We start from the raw sequence: 11,848 nt of genomic DNA on the forward strand, positions 1-11,848 counted from the left end.
CATTAACACTTATATTCATTTTCTAATAACAACTTGAATAACATCAGCTAAACCAGTGTGCCCTTTCCCTTCAATTCGCTCTTGTTCGCCATTAAAGAAATGAATTACCTTATGTTCTTCACACCAAGTAAGGATATCAATTGGATCATACAGCATATCAACATCTTTTGGTCCACCAGTACCATAGTTTATTTGTTTTTTTGAGTAAACTTCAAACATAATTAAACCACCAGGCTTTATCGTTTGTATCATTTTACCTAATATCATTTTTTTATAATCATCATGAAAATGTCCAAATACCATAATTGCTGCATCATATTCATTTTCTGGCAAACTATCAGCTAATAAATCTACTTTTTTTGTATGCACGTTTACGTTATGCTTCTCTGCCAATTTTTTTGTCTTCTCTAATCCATCTTCCGAATAATCAATAGCTGTTACTTCGTTCCCTTGTCTTGCTAGAAATACAGCATTTCTACCTTCTCCCTCCGCGAAAGCTATTACTTTATTGTGATTTGCTAAACGAAATGCTTGTTCTTTAATAAATGTATTAGGTTCTTCCCCGTAAAAATATTCATCTGATTTATATCGATCATTCCAAAATTTAGTCATCATCTTCTCTCCTTCTTCATATCATTTTCTAACTACAATTAAAGATATCAAAGAGTCTTTTTATCCTTAATTAATTTAAAAATAAAAGCAGATTAAAAATCCACTTTTATTTTTTTCGCAAGATCTACGATTTTTTGATTTCGTAACTCTTCTTCCATTTTCTCTTCTGCTGCAAGCATTACTTCATTAATTAAACATCCCGGTTTGTCATGTAAACAACATTCAAACAATGATGTTTTACCTTCAATTGCATGTATAATATCTAAAAATGAAATATCTTCCCAATTCTTACTAAGCGAGTAACCGCCCTTTGGACCAGATGATGAATGTATCATCCCTTCCTTCGTCAACTTAGTTAGTATTTTAGACAAGTACGTTGGTGAAACATTTTGCATTTCTGCTAATTGGTGAACACTAACTAACTTATTTGGTGTAGCCTTTGCCAGAAAAAGTATTGTATGAAGAGCATAATTTGTAGCTTTAGAATATTTCATAGTACAGCCCCTATTGTAGACTTCATGTATCTACAATAACTTTATTTTTTTATTATGTCAAACGTTTGTAATGCTCCATAAAAAATTATTTATTCACAAGTAATACATCTGTCGCACAAATCGTCACTTCTCTAAATGGACAGTCAAATAAAACACCTAGTTCAAAACCATCTTCAGTAAGAGCTATTTCATGATATAACCACCAAGCATTTTCAAAGTTTTCCGGCATAGAACAATTTGTTACTCCTATAAAGGTTACTTCAAGTTTATCAAATTCACTAAAAGTACCACTGCAATCTAATACGATAGACAAAGTATCTTCTGATTCTCTCTTTATTACTTTAATTACACTATCGTGTAGTGATGTCTTGTGTAACTGAGCGACATTTGACGGAAGTTTTTTCTCAATGGAATTAAAATATTCTACGTATGATTGATCAAATTGTGCCATTCTTTTCTCATAATCTGTTGTCCACTCTTGCATACGTTTTTTCAGTTCACCTGATGGATATTCTGAATTAATTGTGATGTTTTGTATAATTGAGTATATCGATTCAGGAAGGAATTTTAATAAATCTATTTTCCTTTCCTCTATTTCTTCCTTTAAACTTTGTATATCCATTTCCGACCATTCTTTTATAGACTCTATAAAACTTACAAATTCTAAAACTTGCATTTTTTTATACCATTCTCTTGTAAAATATTTCAATGACACCTCTCCTAAAATATCTTTACATCCAGTAAAAGCAATACATCCACTTATTATATCATTCCAATAACCATTTTTTCTAAAGAAATAATGTAAAAATGTAAATATTCCGCCTATTATTTCTAAAACTTCAGAATATTTACAAAAGTATAAAATTAGAATACATTTTAGCTGTACAAGATTCACCTGTACAAAAATTCAAACAAAAAGGGATGGTTATATGTTGAAGAAATTAGTAGCAGGGACATTAGTAGCGGGTTTTGCACTAACTGGAGGACTAGGTGCGGTAAGTGCTGAAGAAAAAAGTAACACAATTAAGTCATTTGATTATTTAAAAGTGGATGAACAAAATGTTAATTCCTTTGCAAAATTAAGTGATCAGGATAAGAAAGATATCCAAATTACTATGGTATTACCTAAGCAAAATGAAAATGGAGATTGGCTAGCTTATGGTTTTACTAGCCGTGAAACATTAGATGCGTATATTAAAAAGGATAAAAAAGCAATTAAAAATAAAATTAATCCTTTAGGTAGCGGTGCTGGTAGTACTGATTTTTATGAACATAAAGATAAAGGTGGCCAATATATTTACTGGAGTAGCGGCTTTAAAAACTTACCATCTAGCTGGAATGACAGAATTTCTTCTGTAAGTACAGCGTCACCTTCTGCAAGTTATTCAACGACACTTTGGGAGCACACTTCAACACAAGGATATGGAAAAGGCGTTTTATTTAAACATGCTGATTGGTACGGTAAAACTGCTAATTTAGCTGCTGATTGGAACGATATTACTTCAGCGATTGAAATTAAATAGTAATAAGATATTTAATTTCTTCTATAAAAATTCAAACCACTATTCTCTCTTTCGTTTAGAGAATAGTGGTTTATCATATTTCCATTTAAGCATGTACAGCATGTCCTACCGCTTGCATTAACGCTTCATGAATCGCCTCAGATAAAGTTGGATGTGCTGCAATATAATCTCTCATTATATCAACGGTAACTTCTGTATGAATCATTACGGTTCCTTGACCAATAAGTTCAGTTGCATAAGGACCGATAATAGAAATCCCTACAATTTCTTGGTATTTAGGTTCCACAATGACTTTTACTTTCCCTACTTGTTCTCCTAAAATAAGAGCTTTTCCGTTCGCTGTAAAAGGAAATTCTCCGATGAGAATATCACCATATTGTTCTCTTGCACCTTTTTCACTTAACCCGACACTAGCTATTTCTGGAGCTGTGTATATACATCGAGGCACAGCGTGATAATTTACTTTCACGTCTTCTCCACTTGCGTGTAATGCTGCTGTCGTTCCTTCATGAAAGGCAACGTGAGCAAGCTGAATTCCACCGATTACATCACCAGCTGCGTAAATATGCGATACGTTCGTTTGCATATGTTCATTCACAGAAATCCCTTTATTTGAAAACTGAACCCCTGCCTTTTCTAATCCTAATTGTTGCACTCGTGGTTTTCTTCCTACAGAAACAAGAACAAATTCTGGAGTTACTTCGTGAGTAATTCCCTCGTACTCAAATGAAGCTTGCTTCTTATAGTTATTTAATCCTTTTAAAACTGCTCCCGTAAAAATTTTCACACCATCTTTTTCTAATTTCTCTCTTAAAATATTCGCGATATCTTCATCTTCACCAGGTAGTAATTGCGGTGCCATTTCAACTATCGATACTTTTGTGCCAAGTCTACTATAAATACTTGCAAACTCACATCCTATTACACCACCGCCAACGATTAACAATGAAGATGGTACACTCTCAAGAGACATGGCATGGCTACTATTTAAAATCCATTTTCCATCGAACGGAGCGAATGGTAATTCTGTAGGTTCGGAACCAGATGCGATAATAAAGCTCTCTCCATCAACTACTTCTTCTTTATTTCCTTGTACAACTCGCACACGATGATCCGTTTCGAATTTCGCTTTTCCTTTTACAACTTTAATTTTATTTTTCTTCATTAAATATTGTATTCCTTGGACGAGTTGCATTACGATTTGTGATTTTCTCGCCTGTATTTGATCCCAATCAATTGATATACTTCCTGTATTAAGCGTAACTCCATAATCATTCGCTTTTCTCACAATGTCATGTATTTCAGCACTTTCTAACAGTGATTTCGTAGGCATACAACCAACATTTAAACACGTTCCGCCAAGTTCAGCTTCATCAATAAGAGTGACACCTTTGCCATTTTGAGCCGCGGTAATTGCCGCTACATATCCAGCTGGTCCGCCTCCCATTACAACTAGTTTACTCATTCTCTCACCTTCTCTTTATAAAAGAATTGTTATAGGTTCTTCTAAATAATGTTTAATTGTGCGTAAAAATGCAGCTGCTGGTGCACCGTCTAGTACACGATGATCGAATGTTAAACTTAAAGGTAACATACTACCTTTTTTTAATTTTTTCCCTTTATATACAGGAACATGTTCAATTGCGCCAATACCTAAAATGCCAGTCTCAGGTGTATTTAATACAGGTGTGAAATATTCAATACCAAAGCTACCTAAATTACTAATTGTAAATGTCGTTCCGTGCATATCATCACTACTTAAGCTACCTGCTCGCGCCTTTTGTGCCACATTCTTAATCTCTTTAGACAATTCTACTAAAGATAAATTATTTGCAAAGCGAATAGCTGGAACGATTAACCCTTTTTCTAATGCGACTGCCATGCCTAAATGCACATGTTCAAATTGATGAATTGCATCATCTATATAAGCGCTGTTCATTTCTTTATGCTCTCCAAGTGCTAATACAGCAGCACGCGAGACAAAATCCGTAATGGTTAATTTATTATCATATCTTTTTTGTACAATTTTCGCTATTTCTTTATGTAAAGCAACTAAATCTGTTACATCTACTTTCATCGTTAACGTTAATTGTGCGCTATTTTTTAAGCTTGCGTGCATACGATTTGCGATCGCTTTACGCATACCAGTAACAGGAATCACGTTACTTTCTTCTTGTTCAGATATTTCCGGAACGATTCCTCTTACCTCAAGTGCTTTTAATACATCTGCCTTTGTAATCCTTCCGCCAGGACCTGTACCAACTAATGCCTTGATATCCAGATTTTCAGACTTTGCAATTTTCTTGGCTACAGGTGAAATTTTAATTCTTTGCTTCGATACTTCTTTCCCATTTGCTTCTTGATTTTGTACATTTTGTAATTCTATATTAGATGTTTTTTCTTCTACAACATGTGTGCTTTCCTGCGTTTCTACCTTTTCATTCGGTTTACCGATGTAGCAAATTACAGTACCAGGCGGCACTCCTTCATCTTCACTTACAGCTATATCAAGTACCGTACCATCAGCTGGCGCTTCAATTTCCGTTTCAATTTTTTCTGAATTAATACTAGCAATTAGTTCTCCTTTTGCTACATTATCGCCTGCTTTAATATTCCAGCTCGTAATAATACCTTCTTTCATCGCCATACCTAACTTCGGCATTACAACTTCTACAGCCATGTCTCTCTCTCCCTTCTCATCGTTTTATTACACATGTAATAAAGATTGGTCTCCAATCATTTCTGATACAGTTTCAATTACTTTTTCTGGTGTTGGCAAATACAACTTTTCAAGTGGTGGTGAGAACGGAACAGGTGTATGTGGTGCTGTAATTCGTTTAATAGGTGCATCTAACAAATCAAAACCTTTATCCGCTACAATTGCCGCAATATCTGTTGCAATACTACATCTAGGATTCGCTTCGTCAATGACGATAAGACGATTTGTTTTTTCAACAGATGATAAAATAGTATCTTCATCAAGTGGTGATAAAGATCGTGGATCAATTACTTCTACTTCAAGCCCCTTTTTCGATAATTGCTTTGCAGCTGCAAGCGCTGTATGAACTTGCTTTCCGATTGCGACAATTGTTACATCAGAACCTTCCCGTTTAATATCTGCTTTTCCTAATGGAATTGTATAGTATCCTTCTGGCACTTCACCTTTCATATTGTAAAGTGTTTTATCCTCAAAGAAGATTACTGGATCATCATCTTCAATTGCCGCTAATAATAAGCCTTTTGCATCATACGGTGTGGAAGGAACAACAACTTTAATACCTGGTATGCTCGTAAATAATGCGTACAAACTTTGTGAATGTTGAGCTGCTGCACTAAAACCAGCGCCATGCATCGTACGTACTGTAACGGGTACTTTTGCTTTACCTCCAAACATATAACGGAATTTCGCACCTTGGTTTAATACTTGGTCAAGACAACTACCGATAAAATCATTAAACATTAACTCAGCTATCGGACGTAACCCAGTTGCAGCAGCTGCCATCGCAGCTCCCATATAACCCGCTTCAGAAATTGGTGTATCCAATATACGATTTCGGCCAAACTCTTGTACAAGTCCTTTCGTAACACCAAGAACACCACCCCAAGCTTCATCATCTTGCAGGTGATCAACTTGTGCACCTCCTGCAACATCTTCACCTATTAAAATTACATTTTCATCACGACGCATTGAGATTTTCATCGCTTCATTAATTGCAGTTGACATACTTACTGTTCTAGTCATAATTTTTCACCCTCCTCTTATTTGTAAGAAACGTATACATCTTTTAATAATTCTTCATCGTCTGGGTATGGACTATTTTCACTAAATTCAATGGATCTTTGTACTGCATCATCTACTGCTTTTTCCATATCAACAAGTTCAGATTCTGTTAATAAACCTTCATGAATTAAATGCTTACGGAAATTCACAATTGCATCTTTTTCGTTTAAATGTTCTTCTTTTTCTTCTGATGTTTTATATGTTTGCGCTTCACCTTCGAAATGACCATAATTACGATATGTCATACATTCAATAATTGTTGGACCATCACCATTACGCGCACGTTCCACTGCTTCTGTAGCAGCTTTATATACAGCTAGAAGATCTTTTCCATCTACTTGAACACCTGGAATATTATAAGCTTTTGCGCGATCAGCGATAGAATCACAACTTGAAGCATATTCAAATGTAGTTGCTTCACCGTAACCGTTATTTTCTGCAATAAAAATAACTGGTAACTTCCAAATCGCCGCTAAATTAACCCCTTCATGGAATGTTCCTTCATTATTTGCTCCGTCACCGAAGAAGCAAACACTTACATCTTTTGTTCCTTTATATTTAGCTGTTAATGCTGAGCCGCAAGCAAGTGGGAAACCCCCGCCTACAATGCCATTCGCACCAAGCATTCCTTTATCTAAATCGGCAATATGCATGGAACCGCCTTTACCTTTACATAATCCTGTCGCTTTCCCGAAAAGTTCAGCCATCATACCATTTAAATCACAACCTTTTGCGATACAATGTCCATGACCTCTATGTGTACTTGTAATACTGTCACTATCCGTTAAGTGGGCACATACACCAACTGCTACCGCTTCTTCACCTGCGTATAAATGAACGAAACCTGGCAAAACGCCTTGCGCGAACAATTCATGCACCTTATCTTCAAACTTACGAATTTCTAACATTTTTTCGTACATCCAACGAGCTTGTTCTTTCGTAATTTCATTCCCTTTACTTTCAGTTGTTTTTAACATGTCCAGCCCTCCTATTTTCTTGTTCGTCCTTTATATTGCAAGTATTGTGCCAATTTCGAATCCTTGTTTTAATAGGTTTTCTCTATCTTTTAACAATAAAAAAGTGGACAAAATGAGACGTTTGTCTCGTTTTGTCCACTTTTGTTCCCTTAATAAGAGAATTGTTACTTTATTCATTATCAAAGCTCTTCTGTAATTTTCGGATGTAAATAATTTGACCAATATGATATGCATTATGAGTTGTTACATTCGCTAGCACTTCCCACCACTTTGCAGAAACAGGAAATCCCACTACATCACTTTCAACCTTTTCTTCATTTATGAGATTTTGCCATTGTAACAGTTTTTCTAGTAGTTTTTCCCGTAATTCATCGAAAGTTTGATTATCTGAGAGCATAAAACTTTTGTTATTATCTCCTATAGCGGGTACTGCATTCACATTTGATTCTTTATACCTAGTTTGCCAAGTAGAGTTCCAATACAGTAAATGTTGTACGATTTCAGCTATACTATTACTCTCTTCATTCGGTTTCCAGAAAGCTTCCCTCTCAGACAAACCCTTAACTGCATCTGAAAATGGCATATACCAACTGGGATCATTTGCATTTGCTAATAACTGATCTGCTAATACAGCTTTTACATGGACCATTTTTCTTCCCTCATTTCATTATCATATTAATATACACTACTCTATATACGCTGATTCCCTATAATCCCCTTTTTTTACATACAAATTGATTTCATACTAAATGTAAGAATAATAGATTTTCTTATCATAACTCGTTATGATAAAAGAAAAAGAAAGCTGGCGAAAAATGAATAAAAAAATCGCAATAATTACTGGAGCCTCAAGTGGATTTGGACTATTAACTACACTCGAACTCGCAAAAAAAGATTATTTAGTTATCGCTACAATGCGAAACCTTGAAAAACAAGGAACCTTACTATCCCAAGTTACTCAACTTAACTTACAGCACAATATAAAAGTTCAACAATTAGATGTAACAGATCAAAATTCTATACATAATTTCCAATTATTTTTAAAAGAAATTAATAGAATAGATCTCCTTATAAATAATGCAGGATATGCAAATGGGGGCTTTGTAGAAGAAATCCAAGTAGACGAATATCGAAAGCAATTTGAAACGAACCTTTTTGGAGCTATATCAATTACCCAGCTTGTTTTACCATATATGAGAAAACAAAGAAGTGGAAAAATCATTAATATAAGCAGCATTAGCGGCCAAGTTGGATTCCCTGGTTTATCTCCTTATGTATCTTCAAAATATGCATTAGAAGGCTGGAGTGAATCGCTTCGCTTAGAATTAAAACCTTTCGGAATAGATGTCGCTTTAATTGAACCTGGTTCTTACAACACAAATATATGGGAGGTTGGTAAACAACTAGCTGAAAACCAATCTGATACAACATCTCCTTACAAAGAATATATGGATAAAATACAAAAACATATTAATAGCGGTAGTGATACATTTGGTAATCCGATAGATGTTGCTAATAAAATCGTTGAAATTGCTGAAACAAAGCGCACTACTTTACGATATCCTATTGGAAAAGGTGTAAAATTTATGATCTTTACGAAGAAGATTCTTCCTTGGAGATTGTGGGAATACCTTGTTTTGAGAAGCTTTAAGAAGATGTAAATATAAAGAGTAACTATCAAGATAAATAATGGTAGCTACTCTTTTTAAATATTCATCATGAAAAACCAAAACGACATTAGTATGTAGAAAGAGGATCAAAATAAAGTAACATTGAAACCATAAAAACAAATGCAAAGAATCCAATTATAGAAAGAATATATTCCTTTGTCTCTCTGCTATACTTCCATTCCATCCATACGCGTAATAAGGAAATTGCTCCAAAATAAGTAAGTACAGCAATTCCTATATTAGCATTTTCTACTTTGAACAGATAAATAAAACTTACTATAAGATATACGATAAAAAGACCTATTTCTAATTTTACATGTAAACTATTTACATGCTTATATATCCAAGCATTGCCCTTTGGCATATTTAGTTTTTTTCTTAACAACTTTTCTAAAAAATATCCTCCAATTATCATAATAATAACTATAATCCAAATAGTAGAGTTGCCCATTGCATTCCCTCCTATTAAATTAATTATGTTTTCGTAACAAAATGGATTATATATTTTTTAATATGTAGATAATGTATTCATTTTCTTTATCTTCTTTAGTAGTAGTTTTATCAAGACATGTTTTATGTATTGTATAACAACAATCTATTTCCCATCCCTTTTGTTTCGGGATGTTTAATCCTTTTTCTTTCTATTTTTTCAAAAACGAATATAGATAGTACCGATAAAATTAATAGAGTTATTTTTATAATTGACAGAAAACCCTATCCTTTTATTTTCTTACTTGCATTTTCTCCGGCTGATCACTCGGATACGTGGCATTCCTTTTATTTTCTACGTCCCAACTAATAATTGTCGCACTATCACGTCCCAACTGATGATGCACGTGTTCTAAAACATTGTGAATATTTTCTTTAAGTGTTTTATCATTTCTGTTCATAGCATTATACAAATTTACAGGTGTTTCATATCGGCGTTCCCCGCATTCTAATACTCCATCTGTCACCATCACAATTCGGTTCTTTCCAGTACGTAATTCACGAATACCTGATGAATAACAAGGAACAGGTAAATCAAATGTGTTTACATTTCCAATCCATTCGTAAAAATGACGTTGATTTAATGCATATTGTCCTAACTTATGTAACTCTTCATGAAATACATACACTAAACAATCACCAATAGAAATCCACCATATATAATTTTCTTTTCTTACACATAGTAAGCAAGCTGTTTCACCTTGTATTCTTTTGCACTTTTCCTTAAATGAAGATGACTGAAAAATTGTAAGTATATGATTTTCAACATACTGAAATACTGTATCAATTGGTTCATTCAAAATTACGCTTATATTTTCATATTCTTTTTCGATTGTATTTACTACTAAATCAACACTTTCTGCACTATTATGTCCATCTAATATAGCTGCAAATTCCCATTCACCATTTGACCAAACTAATGCACCATCTTCGTTCTTTTTTGCTCCGGCACTAATATTCCCACCATATGCACCGAGCACGATATCACCATATTGCTTTACCGAAATTTCGTCTAAACACATTTCTCTACTTCCAACCCATGAATGTTGTCTATTATTTTTTGTATGCATATTCACTCACCATATACTCTCGTATTCTTTCGCATAGTTTTTTGATTTTCGCTGCGTCACCATATGGTGCGCCAGTCCATTTCGCTATCTCGCTTGGTGACCAAAACTCTTTTGGTGTATTCGGATAACGCGGAATAATGTGCATATGCATATGTGGTACACCATTTCCTGAAACAAAAGTGTAAATATGCTCTGCACCTTCGCTTTCTTTTAGCGCTTTACTTACTCTACTTGTTATAAGTCCGAACGCTTTCGCTTCTTCATCTGTTAGTTCAGCAAGTCCAGGTACATGTCTTTTTATATCTATCATTACATAACCCAGGTATGTTTCTTCACTATCCCAGTGGACATGTCCAACGTAAACGAGTTCATCTTCGTAAATAGCTCCACCTGGAACTATAATATTTCCTTTATGCTTTTTGCAAATGAAGCAGTTTTGTTCTACTTGATTGTTTGTTGACATATTCATCACCTTCCTTTTCATATATAATATCACAAAAAAAGGAAAAACAGGTTTTGTATTCCGAATTTTCATTCTTTTGATACAGCAATTTTTGAAATGAATTTACACCTCATTATTTCTTCAAAAACGCAATCCCAATTATAATCCCAATCACAATTCCGATTACTAAATTATTTGTAAAGTGCCCTTGAAATACACCAATTACAACCCCTATACCGACACCTATTGCCAAAGCATCATTTCTTTTTTTATTTTTAGCCAATATTGCATCTCCTCCTACCATTTCTCGCTAAATAACATACATTTACTTGAATGTATTAATATACGCACTATCTCGCTTAAATATTTCTAAAAAATGTACTGTAACTTCACATATAATATTTTCCATTTTCTGTACATACTCCTTTTATATTAAAAAATTTTCAAGTAACCATTAATTATACATAGGCATTTACTATAAGAAGGCTTCGTAATTTATTGAAGGAGGAACGATTCAAATGTATCCTCATTGGAATCCAAATATAAATCAACAGTATGTTTATTCCCCCCATCCCGCAAGAAATACATTGCATCATGATTCACAATATATGATGCAATGTATCGCAAGTCTTGAAAATCAATTAACTAAATTAATCTCATTAATCGAGGAAAATAATCAATTCATCAAATCAATGGAACAACAACAAAACCAAGTTTGCGCACCAGCTGGAGGTTCTGTTATCGTTCGTATGTGATTTGGATGCAATAAAAAACACACTTTGTATTATAA

General features: G+C 34.1%; 16 protein-coding genes. 3 read left to right on the top strand and 13 right to left on the bottom strand.

Going from position 1 to position 11,848, the window contains the following annotated elements; genetic code table 11:
* Positions 1 to 15: 15 nt before the first annotated feature.
* The 3 genes from MR107_RS01445 to MR107_RS01455 form a co-directional block, all read right to left on the bottom strand.
* On the bottom strand, positions 16 to 615 hold the full coding sequence (locus MR107_RS01445) for a class I SAM-dependent methyltransferase (protein WP_002041261.1): 600 nt from the start codon (positions 613 to 615) through the stop codon (positions 16 to 18).
* 89 nt (positions 616 to 704) lie between these two features.
* On the bottom strand, positions 705 to 1,106 hold the full coding sequence (locus tag MR107_RS01450) for an Rrf2 family transcriptional regulator (protein ID WP_000877642.1): 402 nt from the start codon (positions 1,104 to 1,106) through the stop codon (positions 705 to 707).
* A gap of 85 nt (positions 1,107 to 1,191) precedes the next feature.
* Positions 1,192 to 1,815, bottom strand: a complete 624-nt coding sequence (locus tag MR107_RS01455; RefSeq protein ID WP_242292016.1) for a DUF4085 domain-containing protein — start codon at positions 1,813 to 1,815, stop codon at positions 1,192 to 1,194.
* A gap of 220 nt (positions 1,816 to 2,035) precedes the next feature.
* Here MR107_RS01455 and MR107_RS01460 point away from each other — a divergent pair, with 220 nt between their 5' ends.
* On the top strand, positions 2,036 to 2,629 hold the full coding sequence (locus tag MR107_RS01460; protein ID WP_242292017.1) for a hypothetical protein: 594 nt from the start codon (positions 2,036 to 2,038) through the stop codon (positions 2,627 to 2,629).
* Between the two features lie 85 nt (positions 2,630 to 2,714).
* Here MR107_RS01460 and lpdA read toward each other — a convergent pair whose 3' ends face one another.
* Genes lpdA through MR107_RS01490 form a run of 6 tightly spaced genes read right to left on the bottom strand, consistent with a single transcriptional unit; the run spans position 2,715 to position 8,036 of the window.
* The gene (gene lpdA, locus MR107_RS01465) at positions 2,715 to 4,094 is read right to left on the bottom strand and encodes a dihydrolipoyl dehydrogenase (RefSeq protein WP_242292018.1); all 1,380 of its coding nucleotides are present in this window, start codon (positions 4,092 to 4,094) and stop codon (positions 2,715 to 2,717) included.
* Positions 4,095 to 4,109: 15 nt separating this feature from the next.
* Positions 4,110 to 5,309 carry a dihydrolipoamide acetyltransferase family protein gene (locus MR107_RS01470; protein WP_242292019.1) on the bottom strand — a complete coding sequence of 400 codons (1,200 nt, stop codon included), beginning with the start codon at positions 5,307 to 5,309 and terminating at the stop codon, positions 4,110 to 4,112.
* Positions 5,310 to 5,336: 27 nt separating this feature from the next.
* On the bottom strand, positions 5,337 to 6,371 hold the full coding sequence (gene acoB, locus MR107_RS01475; protein ID WP_000198898.1) for an acetoin:2,6-dichlorophenolindophenol oxidoreductase subunit beta: 1,035 nt from the start codon (positions 6,369 to 6,371) through the stop codon (positions 5,337 to 5,339).
* Positions 6,372 to 6,388: 17 nt separating this feature from the next.
* On the bottom strand, positions 6,389 to 7,387 hold the full coding sequence (gene acoA, locus MR107_RS01480) for an acetoin:2,6-dichlorophenolindophenol oxidoreductase subunit alpha (RefSeq protein ID WP_000921290.1): 999 nt from the start codon (positions 7,385 to 7,387) through the stop codon (positions 6,389 to 6,391).
* A gap of 30 nt (positions 7,388 to 7,417) precedes the next feature.
* The gene (locus MR107_RS01485; protein ID WP_162900592.1) at positions 7,418 to 7,564 is read right to left on the bottom strand and encodes a hypothetical protein; all 147 of its coding nucleotides are present in this window, start codon (positions 7,562 to 7,564) and stop codon (positions 7,418 to 7,420) included.
* Positions 7,557 to 8,036, bottom strand: a complete 480-nt coding sequence (locus MR107_RS01490) for a DinB family protein (protein ID WP_071713672.1) — start codon at positions 8,034 to 8,036, stop codon at positions 7,557 to 7,559. The genes MR107_RS01485 and MR107_RS01490 overlap by 8 nt, the downstream gene beginning before the upstream one ends.
* Before the next feature lie 166 nt (positions 8,037 to 8,202).
* On the opposite strand from MR107_RS01490, the gene MR107_RS01495 reads away from it, so the two are divergent.
* A complete protein-coding gene (locus tag MR107_RS01495; RefSeq protein WP_001034794.1) occupies positions 8,203 to 9,048 on the top strand; it encodes an oxidoreductase in 846 nt (281 codons plus the stop codon).
* 76 nt (positions 9,049 to 9,124) lie between these two features.
* Here MR107_RS01495 and MR107_RS01500 read toward each other — a convergent pair whose 3' ends face one another.
* The 4 genes from MR107_RS01500 to MR107_RS01515 all read right to left on the bottom strand — a co-directional run bounded on the left by MR107_RS01500 (position 9,125) and on the right by MR107_RS01515 (position 11,362).
* On the bottom strand, positions 9,125 to 9,508 hold the full coding sequence (locus tag MR107_RS01500; protein ID WP_242292020.1) for a DUF4181 domain-containing protein: 384 nt from the start codon (positions 9,506 to 9,508) through the stop codon (positions 9,125 to 9,127).
* Positions 9,509 to 9,779: 271 nt separating this feature from the next.
* On the bottom strand, positions 9,780 to 10,616 hold the full coding sequence (locus tag MR107_RS01505) for a protein phosphatase 2C domain-containing protein (RefSeq protein ID WP_199630287.1): 837 nt from the start codon (positions 10,614 to 10,616) through the stop codon (positions 9,780 to 9,782).
* Entirely contained in the window at positions 10,600 to 11,100 is a 501-nt protein-coding gene (locus tag MR107_RS01510; protein ID WP_071739455.1) for an HIT family protein, read from the bottom strand. Before MR107_RS01510 ends, MR107_RS01505 begins: the two co-directional genes overlap by 17 nt.
* 91 nt (positions 11,101 to 11,191) lie before the next feature.
* Positions 11,192 to 11,362 (bottom strand): glycine zipper domain-containing protein, encoded by a 171-nt coding sequence (locus tag MR107_RS01515; RefSeq protein ID WP_033689096.1) that lies wholly within the window; start codon positions 11,360 to 11,362, stop codon positions 11,192 to 11,194.
* A 214-nt stretch (positions 11,363 to 11,576) separates the two neighbouring features.
* On the opposite strand from MR107_RS01515, the gene MR107_RS01520 reads away from it, so the two are divergent.
* Entirely contained in the window at positions 11,577 to 11,813 is a 237-nt protein-coding gene (locus MR107_RS01520) for a hypothetical protein (RefSeq protein WP_000283220.1), read from the top strand.
* Positions 11,814 to 11,848: the final 35 nt, after the last annotated feature.

Origin of the sequence: Bacillus cereus group sp. BfR-BA-01441, assembly GCF_022663075.1 — a bacterium.
Lineage (GTDB): Bacteria > Bacillota > Bacilli > Bacillales > Bacillaceae_G > Bacillus_A > Bacillus_A cereus.